The sequence below is a fragment of the Pseudorhodoplanes sp. genome, assembly GCF_050250235.1.
Taxonomy (GTDB): Bacteria; Pseudomonadota; Alphaproteobacteria; order Rhizobiales; family Xanthobacteraceae; genus Pseudorhodoplanes.
On record NZ_JBFWPA010000013.1, the window covers coordinates 12,506 to 37,383 of the forward strand.

Consider the following 24,878-nt stretch of genomic DNA (forward strand, 5'->3'; position numbering starts at 1 on the left):
CAAGCCGGAGGGTTCCAATCTCTCTCGCTGCAACGCAACAAATACCCATTGCGTCAGCGCTTCGAGCGTTAACGACGCTTCGAGATGCTTTCAGCAGATCGGATCAAGCAAAAGGGCAGCCCTGCATGGGCTGCCCTTCAGTGTTGTTCGGAGCGCATGGTGCGACGGGCGGATTATTGCCCGGCGAGAGGACGGGCGGATTATTGTCCGGCGAGAGTCTGCGTCATGTTGACGACCTCGACGCGGCGGTTCTCACCCGACAGCGGGTCGGCCGTGTTCTTCAGCTGTTCCTCGCCAAATCCGGTCACCAGCAGACGCGCGGGGGGAATGCTGAAATTCGCAATCAGGTAGCGCCGCACCGATTCGGCGCGCCGGTGCGAGAGCGTTGCATTGTATTCCTCGCTGCCGGCGGCATCGGTATGGCCATTCAGCATCACGATTGCGTCCTTGAGCGCGTCCGAGCGCAAGGCAAGGCCGAGCTGACCGACTGTCTTCAGGGATTGCGGCGCAATCTCCGCGGAATTGTAGTCGAAGAAGATCGCGAGATTGATCTTCGGCTTTTCCTTGACGACTTCGGCGATCTCCTGGCGCTCCTGCTTCGTGGCCTGCTCGACCTTTTCCTCGGCTGGTTCGCCGCCGGTTCCCTTGACGAGGATCGCCCGCTTCAGGCTGCGGGTCACCACCGCCTGGGTGCGCGGGTCCGGAGCGGCGGCGACCGGGGCAGCGTTGCCGCCTGGCTTCAGGGAGCGCGTGGTGCCGAAACCGCGGGTTGCCGGCGCCGCAGGCTGCTTCGGAGTCAAGGCCCGGATGATGTCGTTATGGTCTTGAGCAAAGGACGGCGTAGTGTGCGCGGCTGTGAACAGCGTCACGGCGCCGGCAAGCATGAAGGTCGCAAAACGTGTCATGGATCTTCCCTCGGGCAGGACGATGACTGGACAAATGGTATCACAGGCCGTTGCCGGATGCAGCGGCCGAGGGCGGATTCCGCCATTCGCTTGGTCGCAGCGGGCCGTGATTCGGTTCAAAAGGCCGTGTCCGGTCACCTGGCTATTCGGATTTGATATTGGCCCGGCGGCGGGCTGACGAGCGCGTCTCCGACGCGAATTTCGGATTTCGGAATGAGGCGAAACAGCAGCCCGTGCCGGGTCCTCGCTAATCCCCCCGCGCCTCACCAGCCATCTGAACCAGCACCGCGCGCAATGGACCGGACCCGTTCACCCGCTGCGGAAAAGGAATCCGCGCGGCGATGCGGCCATGTTGAAGCTCCAGGCCCTCCGGATCGAAGCCGGCGCAGCGCCAGTCGCCGTCAGGTGCGCCGTAAAGTTTCGTCGCGTAGAGCCGCAAGGCATCGGCGTGATCCTCGTTCATATGCGCCGACGCGCGCTCTTCGGCGGCGAGCAAGTCCTCGGCGCCGGTGGCGTCTACCAGAATGTCCTGCGGCTTGAGATCGACGATGCGGCCGAATCCCGCCACGAGATGGGCGGCGGAAATTTCGATCCGGTAAAACGCGAAATCCTTGAAGCCGGCGAACATCGCGGCTTCAGGCTGGCGCGCGAGATAACGTCTCCGATCGTGCTCGTCGGTGGTTACGGCTGCATGGCCCATCAGCATGACGCGCGCGCCCTGCAGCGGATCGCCCTCCTTGCGCTCGTCGACCATCAGCGACACGCGGCTGTCGGCGATCACGTTTTTTGTATGGATCGCCAGTGTCGAGATCAGGATGAGCGGTGCGCCGTCGAATGCGGACGCGACGTTGACCAGCGAGCAATAGGGGTCGCCGGTGGCCGGCATCAGTGTCGCCAGCGCGCCGGAGCGCGCTTCCCGCAACAGCTTCTTGGCTGCGAGAATGGGGTCGAAATCGGCCTGCGGCTTCATGTGGCTACCCGAATTAACCTTCTGCCGGCCGATGCTGGCCGAGGGAACAAAAGAGGTCTATGGTCGTCTACAAGTGGAATCATAGAGTTGTTGCCGAATAGTCACATTTCGGCCCAGCTTTGCGGGCTTCAAGCCCGTTGGGGATTCCACACTGAGCTGAAGAAAAGAGGCGTCATGCCGACCATCGCTCTCGTCGACGACGACCGCAATATTCTTACGTCCGTCTCCATCGCGCTGGAAGCGGAGGGGTACCGGATCATGACGTATACTGACGGCGCCTCGGCGCTCGATGGTTTCAAGTCGTCGCCGCCCGATCTTGCCATCCTCGACATCAAGATGCCGCGGATGGACGGGATGGAGCTCTTGCGGCGGGTGCGGCAAAAGACCGACATGCCGGTCATTTTCCTGACCTCCAAGGACGAAGAGATCGACGAATTGTTCGGCCTGAAAATGGGAGCGGACGATTTCATCCGCAAACCCTTCTCGCAACGGCTTCTGGTCGAGCGGGTGAAGGCCGTGCTTCGGCGCGGCCAGCCCAAGGACGGCACGGCTCCGAAGGAGATCGATACCGCCAAGGTGCTGGAACGCGGTCTGCTGCGAATGGATCCGGAGCGGCACACCTGCACCTGGAAAATGGAACCGGTAACGCTGACGGTCACCGAGTTCCTCATCCTGCAGGCGCTCGCGAGCCGCCCCGGTGTCGTGAAAAGCCGCAACGCGCTGATGGATGCGGCCTATGACGACCAAGTCTATGTCGACGACCGCACCATCGACAGCCACATCAAGCGGCTGCGCAAGAAGTTCAAGGTGGTCGACGACGACTTCGACATGATCGAGACCCTTTACGGGGTCGGCTATCGCTTCAAGGAAGCCTGAACCTGGGAAGGCTTGGGCTTGCGTGGCCGGTGGCGGACGCCGTTGCCGGTCGCGCTTTCGCCGTCAATGCGGTCTGACATCCCGGCTGCATTGCATTAGATTGGGGCCGGGCCTCGAGGTCTCCGCAACGGGGCCGATAACCCAAGGCGCCGCCAGCGTGCTTGACCGGACCAAGGATCTGATCGCGGAAGGCCCCGCTCCAGAGCGGACGGGCGACAGCACGCCGGCGCTTCCGGCCGGGCGTTCGCTGATGCGCCGGATTGCCGATTCCTGGCACTATTTCATTGGCCAGGGCTCGTCGAGCCTGACGCGGCGCATCGTGTTCCTGAACGTCGCGGGACTGTTCGCGCTGTTCGTCGGCATTCTCTATCTGTCGCAGTCGCGCCAGTTCTTCATCGAGGCGCGAATCCGCAGCCTGCAGGTCCAGGCGGAAATCATCGCCGGGGCGATCGCGGCCTCCGCGACGGTGGAGACCGATTCCATCACCATCGATCCGGATCGGCTGCTCGAATTGCAGCTCGGCGAAACCTATGGTCCCGACGAGGCGGCGCTCGAATTCCCGATCAGCCCGGAACGCGTTGCGCCGGTCCTGCGTCGTCTGGTCTCGCCCACCAATACCCGTGCGCGCATCTATGACCGCGAAGGCGTGCTGCTGCTCGACAGCCGAAGCCTCTATGGCCGCGGTGACGTGCTGCGCTTCGATCTGCCGACCTCCCAGGCCGAAGCGCCCGGCTTCTTCGAGCGGCAATGGCTGTCGATCCGCAAATGGCTGACCCGCGGCGACCTGCCGATCTACCAGGAACTCGGATCGCAGAATGGCAGGGGGTATCCCGAGGTCGTCGCCGCGCTGACCGGCAATACCAGTTCGATCGTGCGCATGAATACCCGCGGTGAAGTGATCGTTTCGGTTGCGACCCCGGTGCAGCGGTTCCGCGCCGTGCGTGGCGTCCTGCTGCTCTCGACCCAGGGCGCCGATATCGAGGACAGTGTCGCTGCCGAGCGGCTGGCAATCTTCAAGGTCTTTCTGGTCGCGGCCGTGATCATGACCGTTCTGTCGATGTTTCTGGCACGCACTATCGCAGGTCCGGTTCGCCGGCTGGCCGACGCCGCCGAGCGGGTGCGGCGCCGCGTCCGCTCGCGTGTCGAAATTCCCGATTTTACGCATCGCCGCGACGAGATCGGCGACTTGTCGGGCGCGCTGCGCGAGATGACCAATGTGCTGTACAGCCGGATCGAGGCGATCGAGAGCTTTGCCGCCGATGTCGCGCACGAACTGAAAAATCCGCTGACGTCGCTGCGCTCGGCGGTCGAGACCATTCCGCTCGCCAGAACCCGCGAGAGCCAGGAGCGCCTGTTCGCGGTGATCCAGCACGATGTGAGCCGGCTGGATCGCCTGATATCCGACATTTCCGACGCCAGCCGGCTTGATGCCGAATTGCAGCGGCAGGAATCCGCGCCGGTGAATCTGCACACGCTGCTCAACACCGTGGTCACGGTCGCGAACGAGGTGCGGCACGGTGATGGTGTTCAGGTTGCGCTGTCCTTCGAGGGAGGTGGGCCCCAGGCCTTCGTCGTCCCCGGCCATGATTCGCGGATCGGTCAGGTGATCGACAACCTGATCGCCAATGCGCGCTCCTTTTCCGCGCCCGGCGGGGCGGTGCGAGTGACCGCGCGCCGCGTGCGCCACACCGTCGAGGTCATCGTCGATGACGATGGCCCGGGAATCCGACCCGATGCGATCGAGAAGATTTTCGATCGCTTCTATACCGACCGGCCGCATCAGGGATTCGGCAACAATTCCGGCCTCGGCCTGTCGATCTCCAAGCAGATCATCGAGGCCCATGGCGGAAAGATCTGGGCGGAAAACCGGCGCGGCGTTCCAACCCATGACGGCGCCGAGCCGCTCATCCTGGGTGCGCGATTCGTCGTGCAGCTTCCCGCGGCCTGACCGGCGGAGATGAACGGACGGCCATGACCGCGCCGACCATTCATGCGACCGCGCTTCTGGTCGGCCATCTCGGCATCCTCATTCGCGGCCCATCGGGAGCGGGAAAATCGCGGCTCGCGCTGGCGCTTCTGCAAGGTCCGGGCACCGGCTTTTCACGCTTGGTCGGCGACGACCGCATTTGCCTCGAAGCCCGCAATGGCCGTCTGCTGATGCGGCCGCCGGCAGCGCTTGCCGGACTGATCGAGGTGCGCGGTTTTGGCGTTGTCCGCATGCCCAGCGAGGCCGTGGCCGTCGCCCATGTCGTCGTCGACCTCGGAGCGGCGGATGCCACACGGCTCCCCGAACCATCCGCCGCTATCGCCGAGATCGAGGGGGTGCGGCTTGCGCGGCTTCCGGTCGCAGAGGGGGGCGATCCACTGCTGCTGTTGCGGGCATTTCTGCAATACGGCGCAACGCTGCCGGGCGCTGAAGCAACGTAAAACCGCCCGCAATTGCGGTCTCGCCCCCCTCGCAAATTCCGGTGGCTTTCCTACTTACCGCGATGCAACATGACCCCGAAAACGCCCGGGCGGGCTTGCAATGGGTTTTCGGATGGTCAAGATGAGCGCCCTTTCGTGCGGCGCACACACAGCGAAGAGCGCCCGCCGGAGTCCTTGATGATCGGCCTTGTTCTCGTCACCCACGGCCGCCTGGCCGTGGAATTCCGCTCGGCGCTTGAGCATGTGGTCGGTCCGCAGAAGCAGATCGAAGCCATCACGATTGGCCCTGACGACGACGTCGAACAGCGTCGCAAGGATATCATCGAGGCGGTCAAGCGCGTCGATACCGGCGACGGGGTCGCGATCCTCACTGACATGTTCGGCGGCACGCCCTCGAACCTTGCCATCTCCTGCATGAGCCGGCCCAAGGTCGAAGTGGTGGCAGGCATCAACCTGCCGATGCTGGTCAAGCTTGCAAAGGTGCGCGGCGACCAGGCGCTGCCCGAAGCGGTGGCGGCAGCGCAGGATGCCGGACGCAAATACGTCACCATTGCCAGCCGCGTGCTTGCCGGAAAATGACTACCACCGGCACGATCGTCCGCGTGCTGGAAATCTGCAACAAGAAGGGCCTGCACGCGCGCGCGTCCGCCAAATTCGTGCAGACCGTCGAGCGCTTCGATGCCGACGTCAAGGTTACGCGCGGGGCGGAGACAGTGGGCGGAACGTCGATCATGGGGCTGATGATGCTCGGCGCCGGTCCCGGCTCTTCCATCACCGTCGAGGCGAGCGGCAAGGACGCCGAGGCCGTGATCGATGCGATCGAGAGCCTGATCGGCGGGCGCTTTGACGAGGACGACTGAAACCTCACTCCGGCCAGGCCGTCACATAAATTCGCTAGTCTTCGCCATCCATATTCAGGGAGCGACACCATGAGCGACGCCGCCAATCAGAATGCAGGCAAGCAGCAGACGGCAAGCATCCGCTATGTCGATCAGCCGGAATGCAGCGAGACCTTCGCCGATGCGATCAACAACGTATTCTTCGACGGGCAGACCATGCGCATCGAGTTTGGCATCACGCGGATGGATGAGATGAAGCAGGGCCAGCAATTGTCCGGCCGCCGTTATCCGGCCTGCCGTCTGGTCCTGCCGGTGTCGGCCGCCATCGACCTCATCAACAAGATGCAGCAGACGGCGAATGCGCTCCAGCAGGCGGGGCTGGTGAAGCCGGCGGCGCAAAAGCCGGTCAGTTCCGAGAAATAGCCGGGTCGGACCAGCGCAAGGGTCCGCCCTGCAGCTTTCTCCGGATCGTCCGAGGAAACGACCACAGGCGCCCAAGGCCTCCCTGCAATCCAGGGTAGCGAAGCCGCAGCTTTCCCGACATACTCTCTTCGCGGGAACAGGGGCACGCCGCAATGGCTCGCGGCGGCACGACTTTTCATGTCGGCATCGATCGACGATATCGCCAAGCAGATGCTGGTTCTGCTGCCGGAGGACGGCACGCCGGTTTTGAACCGGGTCATGCGGGTCATGCTGGCGCGCGCCTTGTCCGCGGATATCGACGAGGATCGTTACATCGCGGCGCGACAGGCGCTGGTCGACCGAGGCGAAGTTGGCGTACAGCCCGGGCCCGGCGGCCGGCTTTCACGCAAGCCGCGCGGCACGACAAGACAGGCCAGGCGCCAGGAGGCATCCGACGGCTGGACCGAAGCGAGGCTGATGCCTTGCCTGCGGAAATATCTCAACGGCCCGATCCAGAACGAACTCGGCATCCTGCGTGGCGCGAAATGCCTCACCTATGACACGTCGAGTGTCGGCAGAACGGGTGTACAATGGGCGCGGCCGGATTTCACGCTGATCAGCGTCAAGCAATTCAAGTTTCTTCCGGGGATCGAGTTCGACGTGCACAGCTTCGAACTGAAGGCGGAAAGCGGCGGCGCGTCCGATCTCGCGGTGTATGAGGCGCTGGCGCAAACGCGCTTCACCAACTTCGGATATCTCGTCTGGCATCTTCCGGGCGGGTCGAGGTTCGAAAAGAAGCTGTCCGGCATCGAGAAGCAATGCAGTCAGCACGGCATCGGCTTCATTCGTGCCCATGAGCCGCAGCAATTCGAGACCTGGGACATTCTCGTGGAGCCGGCGCGCAAGACCACGCCGTCGGCCGAGATCGACCTGTTTCTCGAAGAACGCCTGCAGGACCAGCAGCGCCGGCAAATCCGCTCGCTGCTGAATGGCGCGCCGGCATGAAAGGCAAGATCATCGCCGTCGCCAACATGAAGGGCGGCGTCGGCAAGACCGCGACCGTGATCGGGCTCGCGGAGGCGCTTGCCGCGCGAGGCGCCGAAACCCTTGTCGTCGATCTCGATCCGCAGGCCAATGCCTCGATCTGTCTTGCCGGCGACCAGTTTCTCCGGACCATCATCGAGGGCGGCAACACCATCGACGCCTTCATCGAAGACCATTTCATCAAGGGCCAGAAGGACGCGACGCTGGAATCGCGGATCCGCACCCATATCAGCAACGTGTCGCATCTCGGCCGGCAATTGCCGCTGTCGCTTCTGGCGTCGAGTTCCGAACTGCGGCTGGTCGAACGCGACCTGATCTTCACGCTCACCAAAATGGGGATGTCGCTCGAGCGTGTCGTCGAGGCGCTTTACGCGATCATCAAGGAGCAGCTGAAGCGGACGCGCAAGTCCTACGAATACATCCTGATCGATTGCGCGCCGGGCATCTCGGTGATGACCGAGGTGAGCATTCGCCTCGCCAATCTCGTAATCGTTCCCACGATTCCGGATTTCCTGTCGACCTATGGCCTCAATTCGTTTTGCAGCAACCTGTGGAGCGGGCCGATCGCCGACCAGAGCAGCCTGAAGAAGCCGAAGCGGCCGCCCCATGTCCTGATCACGCGACGCCGGCCGATCAGGGAGCATGACAGGACGAGTGAACGGCTTCGCGCCGAAGCGGCGAAAGACAATGCCAAATTTTCGGTTTTCGACACCGAAATCCTCGAACGTGCCGCCATCGCCGAGGCGCTCGGCAAGATCGACACGCATCCGACCTTTTCGCAGAAGTGGAGAGATGGAGCCGACATCATGCTCGCGGATCTCGTCAAAGAGGTGAGGGAGGCCCTTCATGGCTGTTGAACTCGATGGCTTCGAAGCCTGGCGCCTGATGGCGGAAAGCTCCGAGACGTTTGCATCGTTGCGCGCGGAGGCCGCGAAGTCCGCACGCGCGGCCCTGACGAAATTCGTCAAGGCGAAAGCGACGGGCCTCGCCGAATTGCGCAGTGCGCGCAAGGCGCTGGGCAAGCGGACATTCAGCCTTTTGCTCGACGGCATGAAGGACGCGGAGGTGAAGACCCTGGTCAACCGCCTCGACAGGCATCATCCGGAGCAGAAGGTGGCCGATGCCGCATGGCGCCGGCAGCATCTGCTCCAGCTGGTCAAGGGAGACGTCGAGCCGGCGGCGAAACCGGAAAAGCCGGCGAAGAAAACGAAGGCGGCGCGCAAGCCCAAGGAGGAAAAGCCGGACGGCAACGACGGCGAATGGTTCGCGTCGGCTGGCGCGGTGAGGAAGCGATAGCGGCGCCCTGCCACGGCGTCAGGCGTAAGCCACCCAGCCGCGCCAGGTGAAGGCCGCGTAGAACAGGCTGACATCCGAAAAGCCGGCCTCGCGCAGGATCGCCTCGTCCTGTTCCGGGCTATACAGGTTCAGATGCGCTTCCACAGCGGCGCGCATCTTTTCGGTCTGTGCGGGATCGGCGCCGGCCCCCAGTGCGAAGGCGGCATAGCGCTTGAGCCACAGCCTGCGCTCTGCCTCGCTCTGCGGAAAGCTGGAATGTGCGGCCACGAACGGCGCACCGGGCCTGAGCCGACGCCGGATTTCGCGGGCGGTGCGGACCCTTTCGTCGGCCGCGAGGAAATGCAGCGTCAGCAGGGAGGTGGCGGCATCGAACGGCCCGTCCGGCGCGATATCGATCAGCCCCTCATGCAGGCGTGCGCGCGGAGCAAGCGGTCCGAGCGTTTGCTGCGCGAGTTCCAGCATCTGCGGCGCCGGATCGACGCCGTCGAAGGTCCAGCCCGGATGCATGCGCGCGAGCGCCTTCAGTTCCAGTCCGCCGCCGGCACCGAGCACCAGAACGCGCGCATCCGCTGGCGCCCGCTCCGACAGCAGCAGACCGGTCATGCGGTGCAGATCGGCGAAGCCCGGCACGAAGCGCGGCGGCCCCTCGGCATAACGGGCGACGGCAGCGGGATCGGAGAACGGGGCAAGCAACTCACGCATCGTGTGTCTTCCATTCGATCAGGAGACATGCCGGTGCGGCGCATCGGGGGCGCCGCCGCGCACGGCGAGCCGCCGGTGGAAATCGGCGCTCAGTGCGGCGAGCGTCACCGCTTCGAGGCGTGACAGCAGCAGCGTCTCGGCATCGCGGTACGCCTGGTTGAGCGACGCGTTGACCGCCTGCTCCACCAGGCATTGCGGCGACTCGCTGCGGTTGCCGATCGCGAGCAGCGACGGGCAGCCGAGCGCGTTGTAGATGTCGCGCAGTGTCACCTTCGAGAGGTCGCAGGCCAGCGTCCAGCCTCCCCCGTGGCCCTTTTCCGAGCGGACAAAGCCCTTCTCGCGCAACCCCGCCATGATCCGGCGGACCACGACCGGATTGGTGCACATCGCCTTCGCCAGCGTCTCAGACGTCGCAGGCTCATCCAATTCGGCCATGTGCAGCAGCACATGGAGGACGCCGGACAATCGGCTGTCGTATCTCATGAAACTTTCAATGTTACATGATGCGGATGGCGTCAAGTGTTTGGAAGGCACATAAAGAAATCTTTATATCCGCATTGCGCCGTTGTCCGGACCCTGCTATAGGGGCGCCCGAACCGGTGGCCTGCCAGTGCAGGCCGCATCCCCTTTTTCCGCACATCCACGCAAGACACAGCGTCAAGGGAGCGTCATGACCGCAGCAGCAGCGAAAAAGCCCGGCTTTTCGGATTACATCGTCGCCGACATCGGCCTCGCCGAGTTCGGCCGCAAGGAAATCTCGCTCGCCGAAACCGAAATGCCCGGCCTGATGGCGACCCGCGAGGAATACGGCGCCTCGCAGCCGCTGAAGGGCGCGCGCATCGCCGGCTCCCTGCACATGACGATCCAGACCGCGGTGCTGATCGAGACCCTGGCCGCGCTCGGTGCCGACGTGCGCTGGGTGTCGTGCAACATCTACTCGACCCAGGATCACGCTGCCGCCGCGATCGCGGCCGCCGGCATTCCGGTATTCGCGGTGAAGGGCGAGACCCTGAAGGATTACTGGGACTACACCGCCAAGCTGTTCGACTGGCATGGCGGCGGCTATCCGAACATGATCCTCGATGACGGCGGTGACGCCACGCTGTTCATCCATCTCGGCGTCCGTGCCGAAAAGGGCGATGTCGCATTCCTGGAAAAGCCGGGTTCGGAAGAAGAGGAAATCCTGTTCGCGCTGATCAAGCGCTGCCTCAAGGAAAAGCCGAAGGGCTGGTTCGGCGAGATCGGCAAGTCGATCAAGGGCGTCTCGGAAGAGACCACCACCGGCGTGCACCGCCTGTACGAGATGCAGAAGGCCGGCACGCTGTTGTGGCCCGCGATCAACGTCAACGATTCCGTCACCAAGTCGAAATTCGACAACCTCTATGGCTGCAAGGAGTCGCTGGTCGACGGCATCCGCCGCGGCACCGACGTGATGATGGCCGGCAAGGTCGCGATGGTCGCGGGCTTCGGCGACGTCGGCAAGGGCTCGGCGGCGTCGCTTCGCAATGCCGGCTGCCGCGTGCTGGTTTCCGAGATCGATCCGATCTGCGCGCTGCAGGCGGCGATGGAGGGCTACGAGGTCACGACCATGGAAGACGCGGTGACCCGCGCCGACATCTTCGTCACCGCAACCGGCAACAAGGACATCGTCACCGCCGACCACATGCGGAAGATGAAGGACCGGGCGGTGGTCTGCAACATCGGCCATTTCGACAACGAGATTGACGTGGCCGGGTTGAAGAACATGAAGTGGGTCAACATCAAGCCGCAGGTCGACGAGATCGAGTTCCCGGACGGCCACCGCATCATCCTGCTGTCGGAAGGCCGTCTGGTGAATCTCGGCAATGCCATGGGCCATCCGAGCTTCGTGATGTCGTCCTCCTTCACCAACCAGACGCTGGCGCAGATCGAGCTCTGGGCGCACAACAAGGATGGCAAATACGAGAAGAAGGTCTATACCCTGCCGAAGCATCTCGACGAGAAGGTCGCGCGCCTGCATCTCGACAAGATCGGCGTGAAGCTGACCAAGCTCTCCAAGGAACAGGCCGACTATATCGGCGTGAAGCAGGACGGCCCCTACAAGCCGGAGCATTACCGGTATTGATGCTTCTTCCTTCTCCTCGCTCCAGCGGGGAGAAGGTGCGAGCGTAAGCGAGGCGGATGAGGGGCATCAGGATTTGCAAATGGCCGGGCAACGCCCGGCCATTTTCGCAACCGGCAAGGCGGCGCCAGCGGCAGCGCCGATCCGATCGACTTCGATCCGCATCCTGTCCCCAAATCGTTCAATCGCCTGCCTGTTGCTCATGGCGCTTCGCGGGAACCCCATCGTCAGGGTTCCCGCCAAAAGACAATCGACGTAGACCGGCAATGCGATCGCACTGAAGTTCTTGAACGAGCCCCAGCCGCTGTCATTGACGCCAAATCCGTCGATCACACGCGCCGCGATCCGCCGCTCCAGCAGGCCGATCTCCGCGCGCGAGCGCATTCTGGGCGGCAGCTGGCTGCGCAGAAGTTCGCGCCGCTGCTCGGGCGCGCATGCCGCGATGTAGGCCCTGCCGGTCGCGGTCGTGTGGAACGGAAAGCTGTGTCCCAAGGTCGTGCGATGAAATGCCAGCGGACTCAGATGGTGATTTTCGAGGCGCGACACCATCGCATGCTTTTCGGGAATACTCAGGAATACCGGCCAGACCACCGACTCGATCAATTCCGGCAAAATGCGCTGCGCAGCCAGAATCAGCGCATCGTCGTCGCGAAAGCCCGCGGCGAGACTGCGGATTGCGGGCGCCAGGCTGTAGCGTCCGGTGTCGGCGTCGAACGACAAATAATGAAGCTGGCGCAGGGTTTCGCAGAGGCGCTTCAGCGTCGTCCGATGAATGTCGAGCGTATCGGCCAGCTCGGTCGGGCTCCAGCCGCCATGGGATCGCTCGCCCAGCGTGCCGAGAATGCTCAGTCCGCGCACGAGCCCGCGGACGGGTTTGTAGCGAGAAGAGCGAGTTGGACCCATGCGCCCACCTCCGCCAGGCTGCGTGCATCAGGTGCACGTCCGTTTAAAATTAGTGTGAGCCGTCCCGGGTGTAAAGCTACGGTAATCTGGCCGCTGGCGTTCGCGATGACCTGATGGTCGTCCTCGCTGAGCGGCCAAGCGCGGTTTGCGCACCAACATTTCGACGGAGGACCCCTTGTTCTACGAACCGGGCAAGACTTCTCACGGTCTCAAATACAGCCCTTACAAGGCTTGCGTAGTGCCGCGACCGGTGGGCTGGATTTCGACCCTGAGCGCCGACGGCGTGCACAACCTCGCGCCCTTCAGCCAGTTCAACAGCCTGACATTCGATCCTCCTTACGTGATGTTCTCGGCCAATCAGACCACCGACGGAGCGCGAAAGGATTCCTGCATCAATGCCGAGCAGACCGGCGAATTCGTCTGGAACATGGCGACGTATGACTTGCGTGAAGCGGTCAACATCTCGGCGGAGCAGTTTCCGCCCGACGTCGACGAGTTCGTGATGGCCGGCCTGACCAAAACGCCGGCCAAACTGGTGCGGCCGGCAATGGTGGCCGAGTCCCCGATCCACTTCGAGTGCCGCTATTATCAGACGATCCGCCTGCCCGGAAACGGCACGATCGGAACCACCGATGTGGTCATCGGCCGGGTGATCGGCGTTCACATTTCGGATGATGCGATTACGCCGGAGGGCCGCGTCGATATCCTGAAGATCCGCCCGATCGCCAAGATGGGCTATTACGATTACACCAGTGTCGATTCCCTGTTCGAGATGGTGATCCCGAGCAAGAACGAGCTGCTCAAGGCCGGCATGGAAGGCCGCGCCAGCGCGTGAGAGCCATGCGTCGCCCGTTTGCTTCCAACGGCCGGCATTGCCCGGCCGATTTTTGATATAACGCGCATCCTGGAAGTGGAGCGCGCGATGGCAAGGAAGGCCGGCAAGGCGGCGACATCGGTTAAACCTGCGAGCGGACAGCGCAAGGCTGCGAGCAAGGCTGCGTCGCCATCCGCGACGCGTGGCAAATCGGCTCCGAAACTCCTCTCCGGCGGCAATCCGCAAATCGCGAAGGGCACCGGCGACGCCCCGGTGCAGGCCTATATCGCCGCGATGCCGGGCTGGAAGCGCGATGTGGGGCGCCGGCTTGACGCGCTGACCGTAAGCACCGTGCCCGGCGTGAAGAAGGCGGTGAAGTGGAATTCGCCGTTCTACGGCGTGGAGGACGGTGTCTGGTTCCTCAGCTTTCATGTCTTCGCGAAATACATCAAGGTCGCGTTCTTCCGCGGTACCTCGCTCGATCCCGTACCGCCTGGCACCTCGAAGCAGAAGGAGGTGCGCTATCTCGACATCTACGAGGACGGGTTCGACGAGTCGCGGTTCGCCGACTGGGTGCGGCAGGCCAGCGCATTGCCGGGCGAGAAGATGTGAGGAGGGATTACCGTAGGATGGGTTGAGTGCAGCGAAACCCATCACCGGATCGACACAGGAATTTGATGGGTTTCGCAAGGGCTCAACCCATCCTACGGGAGACCGATGAATACCGCAGTGTCCGCAACAGCCAGGACGGTGGTCACGAGCGACGGCCGCACGCTCGCCTGTCTCGAAGTCGGCGACCCTTCCGGCCCGCTGGTGATCCACAATCACGGCGGACCGAGCAGCCGGCTCGAGGCGCTCTTGTTCGCGGAGGCCGCCATGAAGCACAAGCTGCGCTTCGTCTGCGTCGACCGGCCGGGCATCGGGCAATCCTCTCTGCAGGCGAACCGCACTTACGCCGGCTGGGCCGACGACATGACCGCGATTGCCGACGCGCTGGGGCACCAAACATTCGGCGTGACCGGCTGGTCGGAGGGCGGGCCATGGGCGCTGGCCGCCGCGGCGTATGTCGATCCGGCGCGGCTGCGCCATGTCACCAACATCGCCGGCGGATGCTACGGCGCGTTCGGCGACAACTGGGCCGCGGACCGCCTGTCGAAAGCCGACGCGCTCGGCGGCTTTCTGGCGCTGCATCTCGAGCCGGGCTTCCGGCTGATGTACGCGGCGATCGGCATCACCGCCGAGCATTTCCGCGAAACCTATTTCAAGGAATTGCTGAAGGCCGTGAACGACTATGACCGCCAGGTGCTGCTGCGGCCGGGCGTCGAAGCCGCATTCTGCGACGCCAGCGCCGAATGCTTCGCGCAGGGCAGCGAAGGCCTTGTGCGCGACAGCGAGCTTCTGTATCGCGCATGGGCGTTCGACGTGACCAGGATCGAGCGGCCCGTCCATTTCTGGCAGGGCCTTGCCGACACGCTGGTCCCGCCGTTCATCAATCTGGCGATCGCGGATCGCATGCCCGGTGCGGTCTGGCACAGCATCGAGGATGCCGGGCACTTTATCGCGGTCGGTGCGGCGGACGATATCCTTGCGATTGCGGCCGAGGAGTTGCGGGCGTAGCGGATTCGCCGGCGCACTACTGGTTGATCTCAGGCTCCACGAGGCTGGCAAGATTTCGCAGCGATTCCTGCCAGCCGAGGGTGCACATCTCCACGGGGATCACATCGGGAATGCCCTCCTGCACGACGGTCAGGTCGGTGCCGCAGGAGACGGCGTTGAGGGTGACCGTCACCTGAATTTCGCCCGGCAGGTTGGGATCGTCGAAGCGGTCCGTGTAGCGCAGGCGCTCGCCCGGCACGAGTTCCAGAAACTCACCTCCGAACGAATGGCTGTGGCCTGTGGTGAAATTGCGAAACGACATACGGAAGGCGCCGCCGGCCTTCGCCTCGAAGTGATGTATGGTGCAGGTAAAGCCGTTGGGCGGCAGCCACTTCGCCATGGCGTCGGCCTCGGTGAAGGCGCGATAGACTTTCTCGGGATTCGTGGCGAGAACGCGGTGCAATCGAACAGTGCCGGGCACGAGGTGTTTCTCCTGAAGGGGACGGTCCGCTGACGCATCCGACCGCTGCGTTGCGGTTCGCTTCGACCCGAACGCGCCAGCGTCCGGCCGTGCTTATATGCGAAGGAGTGTGGTCCAACCATGACAAATGCGGCGACGAGCATGAAGAAGACAAAGGGCAGTGCGGCGGAACGGGGACGTGAAGGCGCTCACGCCGGGCCGGTCGACGCAAGGATCGTTTCGTTGTCCGACTGGCGCGGCGAGATGCTTGCACGCGTGCGCAAGCTGATCCGGGAAGCCTGCCCGGATGTGGTCGAGGACGTGAAATGGCGGAAGCCGTCGAATCCGGCGGGTGTTCCGGTGTGGGAGCATAACGGACTGATCTGCACCGGCGAGTCCTACAGGGACAAGGTGAAGCTGACTTTCGCGAAGGGCGCGGCGCTGCTTGATCCGGACGGCCTGTTCAACGCCAGCCTGGACGGCAATCTGCGGCGCGCCATCGATATCCACGAGGGCGAAACGATCAACGCAACGGCGTTCAAGGCGCTCATCCGCTCCGCCGTGGCGCTGAATGCGTCGCGAAAAGCGGCCACGCCGCCCCGAAAGAAGCCGAAATCGGCATGAAAGCCTCTGCGGCGCGCGCTGGTGCATTCAGCTGAAATATTCGTGATCGGCCCCGGCCCGGCGCTGCATCGGCTGTCCGATTATCTAACCAAAACAAGGGTTTGACGTGATTGCCAGTGCCCGCCTGGAATATCGTCCGGGCGGTCATGCTGCTGTAACCGCGGTGCCCCTGCGAACGAAGTCTCACGAGGGCAATGCTGCCCGGGGCGGGGACTCCGGCAGCGCTGTCAAACTTCACGGTTTTCATCGGTGGGATCGATCATGCTGAGCAAACGTCATCTTCTGGGAATGCTGGGTCTTCTGGGAATGCTGGGTCTTGGCCTGGCTCTGTCTTTCACTTCCGCCGCTGTTGCCGCGGACAAGAAGCCCTACACCGCCGCGGCGTTCGAGGCGGCGCAGGCGTCCGGCAAGCCGATTCTGATCGATGTCTCGGCATCCTGGTGCCCGACCTGCAAGGCGCAGGCGCCGATCCTGTCGAAGCTGATGGGCGATCCCCGGTTCAGGAATGTTGTCGCGTTCAATGTCGATTACGATTCCCAGAAGGACGTGCTGCGCAAGTTCAACGTCCAGCGCCAGAGCACGCTGATCGTGTTCAAGGGCAAGCAGGAGGCAGGCCGTTCGGTAGCGGATACCAATCCGGCCTCGATCGAAGCGCTGCTTGCCAGGGGTCTCTGACGGCCGATGACCGGCATCGCCCTCGCATTGCTGGCAGGATTGCTGTCGATCCTGTCGCCCTGCGTGCTGCCGCTGATCCCGATCGTTCTGGGTGCTGCGACGGGCGAACACCGGTTCGGGCCCGCGGCGCTTGCCGCGGGCCTCGCTCTTTCGTTCGTGACGATCGGCCTGTTCGTTGCGACCATCGGATTCTCGCTTGGGCTTGACCATGAGGTGTTTCGCGCGGTTGCGGCCGTCCTGCTGATCGTGATCGGCGGTGCGCTGCTGGTTCCGCGCCTGCAGGCTCAGGTCGTGGCTGCCGCCGGGCCGGTCGGAAACTGGATGCAGGCGCAGGCCGGGGATGTGCCCGGCCGCGGGCTCGGCAGGCAATTCGCGGTCGGGCTGCTGCTGGGCGCGGTGTGGAGCCCCTGCGTCGGACCGACGCTGGGTGCGGCCTCGCTGCTGGCCGCGCGCGCGGAGAATCTGGGCCTCGTTGCGCTGACGATGTTCGCGTTCGGTGTCGGGGCGGCGATCCCGCTGCTGCTGATCGGCCTGATGTCACGCGAGGCGCTGACCCGCTGGCGCGGTCGCATGCTTGCGGCCGGCAGCGGCGGCAAGGCGATCATGGGGGCGATCCTGGTTGCTACCGGGATCATGATCCTGACCGGCTTCGACAAGCGGCTTGAGACAATTCTGGTCGAGGCGTCGCCGGCCTGGCTGACCGAACTGACGACGCGGTTCTAGATGCAGACAGCTCACAGCGTCAGTTGCACCAGTACGAGATCGAGCCGCTTGCCGAATTTCTCGCCGACGCCGGGCAGCCGGCCGGTCTCCTCGAAGCCCATGTTCTCATGCAGCGCGAGCGAGCCGTAATTCGAGGCGTCGATGGCGCCGATCATGACACGCTTTCCCATCACCCGCGCCTCGGCGATCAGCGCGGCGAGCAGCATCCGGCCGAGCCCTTTGCCCTGCGCCTCGTCCAGCACATAAACGGAATGTTCGACGGTGTGGCGGAAGCCCTCGAAGGGGCGGAACTCGCCGAAGCTGCCATAGCCCTGGACGCCGTCCTCGTCGGCTACCAGCACCGGGAAACCAGCCTTTCGCCGCGCGGCCAGCCAGACGTGCCGGCTTTCCAGATCGGATGGCGCCTCGTTCCAGATCGCCGTGGTTTTCATGACGGCGTCGTTATAGATTGCGAGAATCGCGGGCAGATCGGCTTCCGTTGCGTGCCGGATCGTCGCCACCTGAAGCGCCTCCCTGACGCCGTTTTCGGGCCCGTTATCGTTGCTTGTGGCCCCTTGAAACCGATGCTATCCCGCCGGCCATGACAGCGGCAACCATCGACAATATCCGCAATTTTTCCATCGTCGCGCATATCGACCACGGCAAATCCACGCTCGCCGACCGGCTGATCCAGCTTACCGGCGGGCTGGACGAGCGCGAAATGGCGGGCAAGGAGCAGGTGCTCGACTCGATGGATATCGAGCGCGAGCGCGGCATCACCATCAAGGCGCAGACCGTGCGCCTGAAATACCGCGCCCGGGATGGCAAGGATTACATTCTCAATCTCATCGATACGCCGGGCCATGTCGACTTCGCCTATGAGGTGAACCGCTCGCTCGCGGCCTGCGAGGGCTCGCTGCTGGTAGTCGACGCCTCGCAGGGCGTGGAGGCGCAGACGCTCGCCAACGTCTACCAGGCGATCGAGAACAACCATGAGATCGTGCCGGTCCTGAACAAGGTCGATCTGCCGGCGGCCGAGCCCGAGAAGGTCAAGCAGCAGATCGAGGACGTGATCGGCATCGACGCCTCGGACGCGATCCCGATTTCCGCCAAGACCGGCGTTGGCATTCCCGAGGTGCTGGAGGCGATCGTGCATCGCCTGCCGGCGCCGAAGGGCGACCGCAATGCGCCGCTGAAAGCGCTCTTGGTCGATTCCTGGTACGACCCCTATCTCGGCGTCATTGTGCTGGTGCGCATCGTCGATGGCACGATGAAGGAAGGCGACCAGATCCAGATGATGCGGACCGGCGCGGAATACGGCGTCGACCGCGTCGGCGTGTTCACGCCGAAAAAGACCGAAGTGAAGGAACTGGGGCCCGGCGAGATCGGCTTCCTCACCGCCTCGATCAAGGAAGTGGCCGATACGAGAGTCGGTGACACGCTCACCAATGCCAGGAAGCCGACTGCAGAGCCGCTGCCGGGCTTCAAGGCGGCGATCCCGGTGGTGTTCTGCGGTCTCTTTCCGGTCGATGCCGCGCAATTCGAGGACCTGCGCGCGGCGATGGGCAAGCTGCGCCTCAACGATGCCAGCTTTTCGTTCGAGATGGAGACGTCGGCCGCGCTCGGCTTTGGCTTCCGCTGCGGCTTCCTGGGGCTCCTTCATCTCGAAATCATCCAGGAACGGCTGGAGCGCGAATTCAACCTCGACCTGATCGCGACCGCGCCGAGCGTGATCTACAAGATGACGCTGACCGACGGCAGCCAGATCGAGATTCACAATCCGGTCGACATGCCGGACGTGGTGAAGATCGAGGAGATTCAGGAGCCGTGGATCGAGGCGACGATTCTCACGCCCGACGAATATCTCGGTTCGGTGCTGAAGCTCTGCCAGGACCGGCGCGGCAACCAGAAAGAGCTGACCTATGTCGGCAACCGCGCCATGGTCAAATACGACCTGCCGCTCAACGAGGTGGTGTTCGATTTCTACGACCGGCTGAAATCGGTGTCGAAGGGCTATGCCTCGTTCGACTATCACCTGACCGACTACAAGCCGTCCGACCTCGTCAAGATGCAGATCCTGGTCAATGCCGAACCGGTCGATGCGCTCGCCATGCTCGTGCACAAGACCCGCGCCGAGGGCCGCGGCCGGGCCATGGTCGAAAAGCTCAAGGAACTGATCCCGCCGCACATGTTCCAGGTGCCGATCCAGGCCGCGATCGGCGGCAAGGTGATCGCGCGCGAGACCGTGCGCGCGCTGCGCAAGGATGTGACCGCGAAATGCTACGGCGGCGACGCTACGCGCAAGCGCAAGCTTCTGGAGAAGCAGAAGGAAGGCAAGAAGAAGATGCGCCAGTACGGGAAGGTGGACATCCCGCAGGAGGCGTTCATCGCGGCGCTGAAGGTGGATACGTAGTCTTTCTCTCTCCCGCTTGCCGGAGAGGGTGGCGAGGCTGCGCCGAGCCGGCAGAGGGGGGGGTGACTAGGGCATGACCAAGCCTATCGTTTGGACGGCTCATGCGCGGGTTCGCTTGCAGGAGCGGCACTTCAACCACGTGGATCGAAAGTGCGGCACGGAACCCGGACTGGACCGAGCCTGAGCCGAAGGATCGTGCGCTTCAGCGCCGGTTCAAGTCCGTACCAGAGGCGCAGGGACGGATCCTTCGCGTCGTATGCGCCGAAACGGAAACGACAATCCGCATCATCAGTGTTATGTTTGACCGGAACGCGAGGCGCAAATCATGATCGACATGACCTACGATCCGGAAGCCGACGCGGCCTATATCTATCTCGCGCGCGGCACAATCGACCGGCAGGAAACCATCGGCGAGCTTGTTGCTGACGTTAACGCAGAGGGCCGCATTCTCGGTATCGAAATCCTTTTCGCGAGTAAGGTGCTCGCGCCCGGTGACTGGCAGAAGGCGAGACGACCGGGTGGACAGAGGATCGACGCGGCCGAATAGTCGGGCGGCGGCAAGGTGATCGCGCGCGAGACCGTGCGCGCGCTGCGCAAGGATGTGACCGCGAAATGCTACGGCGGCGACGCCACGCGCAAGCGAAAGCTTCTGGAGAAGCAGAAGGAAGGCAAGAAGAAGATGCGCCAGTACGGGAAGGTGGACATCCCGCAGGAGGCGTTCATCGCGGCGCTGAAGGTGGATACGTGACGACGCTCAAGTCGGGTACGTGACCTTTCTTCCCTCCCCGCTTGCGGGAGAGGGTGGAGCGGCGCGCCGGGTGAGGGGGATGCTGCCCGTCAGTTCTTAGGTTTCGTTCGGGATAACGACCGATGAGCTCCGATACCGGGCCGAAGCCGCTGCTGTTCACAACGCATGCTGAAGACGTGATCCGCGAGCGGAATTTGGATCGGGGCTGGATCGAAGCAACGGTCCGCAACCCGGAATGGACCCGTCCCGATCCGTATCGTCCCGGCATCGAGCGTCGTTTTCGTTATATTCCGGAATTCGGCGGTCGCATTTTGCGCGTCGCATGCTTTGAAACCGCCAGCGAAATTCGTATTATCACTGTGTTTTTCGATCGGGACGCGAGAGCGAAGCCATGAAACCGGAAATCACGTATCGCGCGGACGACAACGCCGCCTATATCCGTTTGTCGCGGCACAGGATTCTGGAGAGCGCCGAGGTCGCGCCGGGCGTTGTATTCGACTACGACGCGGACGGGCGCATCGTCGGCATCGAACTGCTCGATGCGCGCGCCCAGCTTGCTCCTGAGTTACTGGTGGAAGCGGCTTGAGCCGTGGTCCCGCGCGAGACCGTGCGCGCGCTGCGCAAGGACGTGAACGCGAAATACTACGGCGGCGACACCACGCGTAAACGGAAACTTCTGGAGAAGCAGAAGGAAGGCAAGAAGAAGATGCGGCAATACGGGAAGGTGGACATCCCGCAGGAGGTTTATTGCGGCGTTGAAGGTGGATGTGTGATCGTTTCCCTCTCCCGCCTGCGGGAGGGTGGCGAGACCCGAAGGGTCGAGCCGGGTGAGGGGGCTTCCAGGACTTTACGCTGCTGTCTGACTACCGAAGGCCATTGATCTGTGTCCGACTCTGACAACGAAGTGGTCACGCTGTTTCGCCCGGTCGGACCAGCAGAGTTGGAACTCATCAGGCAGGCACATTTCCGGGCCTTCCCGCCCCGGCTGCCGGATCAACCGATCTTCTATCCTGTCCTGACCGAAGATTATGCCGTCAAGATCGCGCGCGACTGGAACGTCGCAGCGTCGGGCGCGGGATATGTGACCCGCTTTCAGGTGCGTCGGGCATATATTTCCCGTTACGATGTGCAGAATGCGGCGGGCGAACACTTTCAGGAATATTGGATACCCGCCGAGGACCTTTCCGAATTCAATCGCAATCTGGTTGGCGAAATCGAGGTCGTTCAGGAATTCAAGCAGCCGTAGCCCGGATGAGCGCAGTTCATTCCGCGGCAACATCACTGCGGCGAAACCCCGCATGTCGCTTCGCTCATGCGGGCTACGAAGTCACTCCGCCGCATCCAAACGATGCAGCAATCCCGCTTTCTTCATCTCGTCGTGCAGCGCGATTGGGTCCCAGTCATAACCATTCGGCCAGGTCAGGACGCCATCCTCGACGAACACCCGCTGGAAATAGGCCAGCTCCTTAAGAGGCTCCAGCATCGGGCCACTTTCGGATTTGATGAACGAGAAGTCCCGTTCACCGATCGTGTCATCGGAGAATTCGACAGCGAGCCGAACATCGCCAAGAATCTTTGCCTTTCGCACCTTAATCAGCATCGTCGTCCTTCCGAGGCGCGTGATTTGGCCGATCGTCTTGGGTCTGGTGCGCTGACGCGCAACGTCAAGGGCGCTCCTTCGCCGGCATCTTCCCCATCCGCTCCTTGAACAGCGCCATCGCCTCGTCCGCCAGCACGCCGCCGGTGATGCTCATCGGCGCGAACGTCTCGCGCGCGACGATGTCGGCGCTGGTGATCATGATCTGGTCCATCAGCGTGGCCAGCTGCGCGATCGAGGCGGCATACACCACGCGCCCGATATGGCACCAGATGATCGCGCCGATGCACATCGCGCAGGGCTCGCCGGTGGTGTAGAGTGTCGCGCCCCTCAGCGCATCGGCGCCAGGCGATTCCACCGCATTGCGGATCGCCACCATCTCGCCATGCGCGGTCGGGTCATGGCGGGCGCGGCCGCGATTTCCGCCGCGCGCGATTACTTCGCCGTCGCGCACGATGATGGCGCCGAACGGGAAGTCGGCCTGTCGCGCTTCGTCCAGCGCCATGCGCATGAAGCGCTCGTCCGCTGCCGTCGCAGGAATGCGGGCCGATCCCGCGCGCGGCAGCGCAAGGCTGCAGGCAAGTCCGGCAAGGATCGACCGGCGCGACGGCGTGTGACAGTGGCAGGCCGCCTTCAGGCGATGTGTGGTTTCAAGCATGAGCGCCTCCCGCGATGCGACCGAGGCCGATGTTACACACCGCGGATTGAAGCTCATCAAGCGAATGCGCTTGACAAGTCTAAACTCTGCAACAACGGTGCGACGCTTCATTGATCATGACGGAGGGCACATGCCGTACTCGTTCGAAATCTACAAGGACAAGAAGGAAGAATTCCGGGTGCGCTTCAAGGCGCCGAACGGCGAGAAGATGTTTGCCTCGGAGGGCTATTCGTCCAAGGCTGCGGCCAACAACGCGATCAAGTCGATCCTGAAGAATGGTCCCGGCGCGGCGGTCGTCGACAACACCAAGGCCGTGAAGAAGGCCAAGAAGGCCTGACGCCAATGCGGCTGCAAGATGAGCCGCGGTCAAGGCGGCTCATCTCGCGGGCAAGGGCGCGTTCAGCGGTCCGTTCTCCGGTGGCGGAAATTCACCGGAAATTCGACGTCTCCAGAACCTGCGGCAACGCCGGCGCAAGCGGTGGGGCGTCTGCTTTCGGCAACTTATTGCGGCGTGCGCGTGACATCGCGGCGGCCTCCTCGCGCCGCAGCGCCGCGACGGTCAGGGCACGTTGGCGGCCGAACCACAGGCGGCTCTCCTGCGCCGCCGCCGCCACGTCGTAGCGCGTCAGTCCGATATCGGCGAGCATGCGGTCGCTGCCCTGCATCAGCAGCGCAAGCTCGCGCTGATATTGCCAGTCGAGCGCAAGCCGCCGGCCGAAATCGCGGAGCCGGCGAATCAATCCGCCGATTGCGGACGAGACGGCTGTTCGGGCGTGTCGTGTGCGATGCGAGCGGGCCTGCGCGATCGTGCGCGGCGCGAAGCGGCTTCGATCGGTATTCATGGCAGTCTCCATTGGTTCGTGCGCCGCATATGCGCTCTGGCCCCTGCCCGGGCCATGATCACGTGTCCGGCTCTCTTGACTAAAATGCCGGGCGCGCCGGCATGACGCGACCGTGATCGGTCGCGCTGACGAACCACTTGGTCGCGTTCGAATGCTTAAGGGTTCAAGGAATTTCCGGCGCCGTTCTGGCGGCTCTTGCGCCACGCCGCGGGCGGCATGCCGACGACTTTCTTGAAGGCGCGGCTGAACGCCGCCTCCGATTCGTAGCCGACATCGACCGCGATCTTGGCGATGTTGGACTGCCCCTGGGTCAGCAGGCCGGACGCGATCTGCATGCGCCATTTCGTGAGATATTGCATCGGCGGCACGCCGACGAATTCGGTGAAGCGGTCGGACAGCGCGGAGCGCGACAGGCCGACTTCGCCCGACAGCGCTTCCAGCGTCCAGTCCCTCGCGGGATGCGCATGCATCAGCGACAAGGCCTGCCCGACATGGCGGTCGCGCAGTCCGGCAAGCCAGCCGGTCTGCTCCTTCGGCAGGGATTCGAGATACATGCGCACCAGCTCGATGAACAGCAGCTCGCTCAGCTTGGCGAGAATGCTCTCGCCACCGATGCGCTGACCATGCGATTCCATCACCGCCAGCTGATAGAAATGGCTGAGCCGTGCGTTGCAATCCGGATTCTTGCCGCTGCAATGGATCTGGTCGGGCAGGGCGGCCAGCAGCGGATTGAACGGCCGCACATCGCAGCCCAGGAAGCCGCAGACCAGCTTGATCCGGTCACTTCCGGTGCCGCCACCGACGATTTTCCAGGGCCGTTGCGACGTCAGATCGAGCTCCGACACGTCGAAGCTGGCAGGCGCGCGCAGCGACGGCTCGCTGGTCAGCGAGTGATGATCGCCGTGCGGAAACACGATCAGGTCGCCGGCCTGCATCCGGATCGGCTCGTGACCCTTCTGCACCGCGTAGCATTCGCCTTCGGTGACGAGATGATACGAAATGAGATGCTGGGCGTCCGGCATGATCAGCGGAATCAGATGGTGCGATTTCGGGGCAAAGGTCGCCCATGGCACCGTCACGTTCACGTCGATGAAGACGGCTCCGGTCAGGCGCACCGCGCGCAGCACGTCGGAAAGCGTATCGCTGCTCATGTCTCGATCCGAGAGGACGAATGGTCAATTCATTCGGACGATCGGTCAAAAGAGAGCGCGCACCGCCGGGGCTTGTCAACCGGCGCGGGTGCCGGGTTGGCCGCGCATGGTCCGAAAAGCAGTGACTTCGCGC

General features: G+C 63.4%; 34 protein-coding genes and 2 pseudogenes. 25 read left to right on the forward strand and 11 right to left on the reverse strand.

Features of this window, described 5'->3' with window-relative positions; all coding sequences use genetic code 11:
* Positions 1-200: 200 nt before the first annotated feature.
* Both AB7F49_RS08380 and AB7F49_RS08385 read right to left on the reverse strand, forming a co-directional pair.
* On the reverse strand, positions 201-905 hold the full coding sequence (locus AB7F49_RS08380; protein ID WP_428521380.1) for an OmpA family protein: 705 nt from the start codon (positions 903-905) through the stop codon (positions 201-203).
* 247 nt (positions 906-1,152) lie between these two features.
* Positions 1,153-1,875 carry a HugZ family protein gene (locus AB7F49_RS08385; RefSeq protein WP_428521381.1) on the reverse strand — a complete coding sequence of 241 codons (723 nt, stop codon included), beginning with the start codon at positions 1,873-1,875 and terminating at the stop codon, positions 1,153-1,155.
* Positions 1,876-2,049: 174 nt separating this feature from the next.
* On the opposite strand from AB7F49_RS08385, the gene AB7F49_RS08390 reads away from it, so the two are divergent.
* From AB7F49_RS08390 to AB7F49_RS08430, 9 genes are all read left to right on the forward strand, one after another.
* Positions 2,050-2,751, forward strand: a complete 702-nt coding sequence (locus tag AB7F49_RS08390) for a response regulator transcription factor (protein ID WP_428521382.1) — start codon at positions 2,050-2,052, stop codon at positions 2,749-2,751.
* A 157-nt stretch (positions 2,752-2,908) separates the two neighbouring features.
* Positions 2,909-4,699, forward strand: a complete 1,791-nt coding sequence (locus AB7F49_RS08395) for a stimulus-sensing domain-containing protein (RefSeq protein ID WP_428521383.1) — start codon at positions 2,909-2,911, stop codon at positions 4,697-4,699.
* 23 nt (positions 4,700-4,722) lie between these two features.
* A complete protein-coding gene (locus AB7F49_RS08400; RefSeq protein ID WP_428521384.1) occupies positions 4,723-5,178 on the forward strand; it encodes an HPr kinase/phosphorylase in 456 nt (151 codons plus the stop codon).
* A gap of 177 nt (positions 5,179-5,355) precedes the next feature.
* The gene (locus tag AB7F49_RS08405) at positions 5,356-5,757 is read left to right on the forward strand and encodes a PTS sugar transporter subunit IIA (RefSeq protein ID WP_428521385.1); all 402 of its coding nucleotides are present in this window, start codon (positions 5,356-5,358) and stop codon (positions 5,755-5,757) included.
* Entirely contained in the window at positions 5,754-6,038 is a 285-nt protein-coding gene (locus AB7F49_RS08410; protein ID WP_428521386.1) for an HPr family phosphocarrier protein, read from the forward strand. Before AB7F49_RS08405 ends, AB7F49_RS08410 begins: the two co-directional genes overlap by 4 nt.
* Before the next feature lie 69 nt (positions 6,039-6,107).
* On the forward strand, positions 6,108-6,440 hold the full coding sequence (locus AB7F49_RS08415; protein WP_428521387.1) for a hypothetical protein: 333 nt from the start codon (positions 6,108-6,110) through the stop codon (positions 6,438-6,440).
* Positions 6,441-6,617: 177 nt separating this feature from the next.
* Positions 6,618-7,424 carry a hypothetical protein gene (locus AB7F49_RS08420; RefSeq protein ID WP_428521388.1) on the forward strand — a complete coding sequence of 269 codons (807 nt, stop codon included), beginning with the start codon at positions 6,618-6,620 and terminating at the stop codon, positions 7,422-7,424.
* Positions 7,421-8,320 (forward strand): ParA family protein, encoded by a 900-nt coding sequence (locus AB7F49_RS08425; protein WP_428521389.1) that lies wholly within the window; start codon positions 7,421-7,423, stop codon positions 8,318-8,320. Before AB7F49_RS08420 ends, AB7F49_RS08425 begins: the two co-directional genes overlap by 4 nt.
* Entirely contained in the window at positions 8,310-8,759 is a 450-nt protein-coding gene (locus tag AB7F49_RS08430) for a hypothetical protein (RefSeq protein ID WP_428521390.1), read from the forward strand. Before AB7F49_RS08425 ends, AB7F49_RS08430 begins: the two co-directional genes overlap by 11 nt.
* Before the next feature lie 18 nt (positions 8,760-8,777).
* Here AB7F49_RS08430 and AB7F49_RS08435 read toward each other — a convergent pair whose 3' ends face one another.
* Positions 8,778-9,461, reverse strand: a complete 684-nt coding sequence (locus AB7F49_RS08435; protein WP_428521391.1) for a class I SAM-dependent methyltransferase — start codon at positions 9,459-9,461, stop codon at positions 8,778-8,780.
* Between the two features lie 18 nt (positions 9,462-9,479).
* Positions 9,480-9,944, reverse strand: coding sequence for an Rrf2 family transcriptional regulator (locus tag AB7F49_RS08440; protein WP_428521392.1), 465 nt, complete (start codon positions 9,942-9,944; stop codon positions 9,480-9,482).
* Between the two features lie 187 nt (positions 9,945-10,131).
* On the opposite strand from AB7F49_RS08440, the gene ahcY reads away from it, so the two are divergent.
* Positions 10,132-11,565, forward strand: coding sequence for an adenosylhomocysteinase (ahcY, locus tag AB7F49_RS08445; protein WP_428521393.1), 1,434 nt, complete (start codon positions 10,132-10,134; stop codon positions 11,563-11,565).
* Positions 11,566-11,631: 66 nt separating this feature from the next.
* On the opposite strand, the gene AB7F49_RS08450 is transcribed toward ahcY, so the two are convergent.
* Positions 11,632-12,465 carry a helix-turn-helix domain-containing protein gene (locus AB7F49_RS08450; protein WP_428521394.1) on the reverse strand — a complete coding sequence of 278 codons (834 nt, stop codon included), beginning with the start codon at positions 12,463-12,465 and terminating at the stop codon, positions 11,632-11,634.
* Positions 12,466-12,640: 175 nt separating this feature from the next.
* Here AB7F49_RS08450 and AB7F49_RS08455 point away from each other — a divergent pair, with 175 nt between their 5' ends.
* The 3 genes from AB7F49_RS08455 to AB7F49_RS08465 all read left to right on the forward strand — a co-directional run bounded on the left by AB7F49_RS08455 (position 12,641) and on the right by AB7F49_RS08465 (position 14,896).
* On the forward strand, positions 12,641-13,300 hold the full coding sequence (locus AB7F49_RS08455; RefSeq protein WP_428521395.1) for a flavin reductase family protein: 660 nt from the start codon (positions 12,641-12,643) through the stop codon (positions 13,298-13,300).
* An 87-nt stretch (positions 13,301-13,387) separates the two neighbouring features.
* A complete protein-coding gene (locus tag AB7F49_RS08460; RefSeq protein WP_428521396.1) occupies positions 13,388-13,891 on the forward strand; it encodes a DUF1801 domain-containing protein in 504 nt (167 codons plus the stop codon).
* 105 nt (positions 13,892-13,996) lie between these two features.
* Positions 13,997-14,896: an alpha/beta fold hydrolase gene (locus tag AB7F49_RS08465; protein ID WP_428521397.1), complete on the forward strand. Its 900-nt coding sequence runs from the start codon at positions 13,997-13,999 to the stop codon at positions 14,894-14,896.
* 16 nt (positions 14,897-14,912) lie between these two features.
* Here AB7F49_RS08465 and AB7F49_RS08470 read toward each other — a convergent pair whose 3' ends face one another.
* On the reverse strand, positions 14,913-15,356 hold the full coding sequence (locus AB7F49_RS08470; RefSeq protein WP_428521398.1) for an SRPBCC family protein: 444 nt from the start codon (positions 15,354-15,356) through the stop codon (positions 14,913-14,915).
* Positions 15,357-15,476: 120 nt separating this feature from the next.
* Here AB7F49_RS08470 and AB7F49_RS08475 point away from each other — a divergent pair, with 120 nt between their 5' ends.
* The 3 genes from AB7F49_RS08475 to AB7F49_RS08485 all read left to right on the forward strand — a co-directional run bounded on the left by AB7F49_RS08475 (position 15,477) and on the right by AB7F49_RS08485 (position 17,357).
* Positions 15,477-15,959: a DUF1801 domain-containing protein gene (locus tag AB7F49_RS08475; RefSeq protein WP_428521399.1), complete on the forward strand. Its 483-nt coding sequence runs from the start codon at positions 15,477-15,479 to the stop codon at positions 15,957-15,959.
* 261 nt (positions 15,960-16,220) lie between these two features.
* Positions 16,221-16,634, forward strand: a complete 414-nt coding sequence (locus tag AB7F49_RS08480; RefSeq protein ID WP_428521400.1) for a thioredoxin family protein — start codon at positions 16,221-16,223, stop codon at positions 16,632-16,634.
* A 6-nt stretch (positions 16,635-16,640) separates the two neighbouring features.
* Positions 16,641-17,357, forward strand: coding sequence for a cytochrome c biogenesis CcdA family protein (locus AB7F49_RS08485; RefSeq protein ID WP_428521401.1), 717 nt, complete (start codon positions 16,641-16,643; stop codon positions 17,355-17,357).
* Positions 17,358-17,368: 11 nt separating this feature from the next.
* Here the strand turns inward: AB7F49_RS08485 and AB7F49_RS08490 are convergent, their stop codons facing one another.
* Positions 17,369-17,857, reverse strand: coding sequence for an N-acetyltransferase family protein (locus AB7F49_RS08490; protein WP_428521402.1), 489 nt, complete (start codon positions 17,855-17,857; stop codon positions 17,369-17,371).
* Positions 17,858-17,937: 80 nt separating this feature from the next.
* Here AB7F49_RS08490 and lepA point away from each other — a divergent pair, with 80 nt between their 5' ends.
* The 8 genes and pseudogenes from lepA to AB7F49_RS08530 all read left to right on the forward strand — a co-directional run bounded on the left by lepA (position 17,938) and on the right by AB7F49_RS08530 (position 21,743).
* Positions 17,938-19,749 (forward strand): translation elongation factor 4, encoded by a 1,812-nt coding sequence (gene lepA, locus AB7F49_RS08495; protein ID WP_428521403.1) that lies wholly within the window; start codon positions 17,938-17,940, stop codon positions 19,747-19,749.
* 101 nt (positions 19,750-19,850) lie between these two features.
* Positions 19,851-20,078 carry a DUF4258 domain-containing protein gene (locus tag AB7F49_RS08500; protein ID WP_428521404.1) on the forward strand — a complete coding sequence of 76 codons (228 nt, stop codon included), beginning with the start codon at positions 19,851-19,853 and terminating at the stop codon, positions 20,076-20,078.
* Positions 20,075-20,296 carry a DUF2283 domain-containing protein gene (locus AB7F49_RS08505; RefSeq protein ID WP_428521405.1) on the forward strand — a complete coding sequence of 74 codons (222 nt, stop codon included), beginning with the start codon at positions 20,075-20,077 and terminating at the stop codon, positions 20,294-20,296. The genes AB7F49_RS08500 and AB7F49_RS08505 overlap by 4 nt, the downstream gene beginning before the upstream one ends.
* 6 nt (positions 20,297-20,302) lie before the next feature.
* A pseudogene (locus AB7F49_RS08510) lies at positions 20,303-20,497 on the forward strand (elongation factor 4); the annotation flags it as partial.
* A gap of 122 nt (positions 20,498-20,619) precedes the next feature.
* A complete protein-coding gene (locus tag AB7F49_RS08515) occupies positions 20,620-20,892 on the forward strand; it encodes a DUF4258 domain-containing protein (protein WP_428521406.1) in 273 nt (90 codons plus the stop codon).
* Positions 20,889-21,083: a DUF2283 domain-containing protein gene (locus tag AB7F49_RS08520; RefSeq protein ID WP_428521407.1), complete on the forward strand. Its 195-nt coding sequence runs from the start codon at positions 20,889-20,891 to the stop codon at positions 21,081-21,083. The genes AB7F49_RS08515 and AB7F49_RS08520 overlap by 4 nt, the downstream gene beginning before the upstream one ends.
* 3 nt (positions 21,084-21,086) lie before the next feature.
* A pseudogene (locus AB7F49_RS08525) lies at positions 21,087-21,270 on the forward strand (hypothetical protein); the annotation flags it as partial.
* 110 nt (positions 21,271-21,380) lie between these two features.
* Positions 21,381-21,743 carry an ADP-ribosylation/crystallin J1 gene (locus tag AB7F49_RS08530; protein ID WP_428521408.1) on the forward strand — a complete coding sequence of 121 codons (363 nt, stop codon included), beginning with the start codon at positions 21,381-21,383 and terminating at the stop codon, positions 21,741-21,743.
* Between the two features lie 81 nt (positions 21,744-21,824).
* Here the strand turns inward: AB7F49_RS08530 and AB7F49_RS08535 are convergent, their stop codons facing one another.
* Both AB7F49_RS08535 and AB7F49_RS08540 read right to left on the reverse strand, forming a co-directional pair.
* Positions 21,825-22,097 carry a DUF2442 domain-containing protein gene (locus tag AB7F49_RS08535; protein ID WP_428521409.1) on the reverse strand — a complete coding sequence of 91 codons (273 nt, stop codon included), beginning with the start codon at positions 22,095-22,097 and terminating at the stop codon, positions 21,825-21,827.
* Between the two features lie 64 nt (positions 22,098-22,161).
* Positions 22,162-22,752, reverse strand: a complete 591-nt coding sequence (locus tag AB7F49_RS08540) for a nucleoside deaminase (protein WP_428521410.1) — start codon at positions 22,750-22,752, stop codon at positions 22,162-22,164.
* Between the two features lie 130 nt (positions 22,753-22,882).
* Here AB7F49_RS08540 and AB7F49_RS08545 point away from each other — a divergent pair, with 130 nt between their 5' ends.
* Positions 22,883-23,089, forward strand: coding sequence for a YegP family protein (locus tag AB7F49_RS08545; protein ID WP_428521411.1), 207 nt, complete (start codon positions 22,883-22,885; stop codon positions 23,087-23,089).
* Between the two features lie 91 nt (positions 23,090-23,180).
* Here the strand turns inward: AB7F49_RS08545 and AB7F49_RS08550 are convergent, their stop codons facing one another.
* Together AB7F49_RS08550 and AB7F49_RS08555 are read right to left on the reverse strand one after the other, a co-directional pair.
* Entirely contained in the window at positions 23,181-23,594 is a 414-nt protein-coding gene (locus AB7F49_RS08550; RefSeq protein ID WP_428521412.1) for a DUF1127 domain-containing protein, read from the reverse strand.
* 155 nt (positions 23,595-23,749) lie between these two features.
* Positions 23,750-24,745 (reverse strand): AraC family transcriptional regulator, encoded by a 996-nt coding sequence (locus AB7F49_RS08555; protein ID WP_428521413.1) that lies wholly within the window; start codon positions 24,743-24,745, stop codon positions 23,750-23,752.
* Positions 24,746-24,878 lie beyond the last annotated feature (133 nt).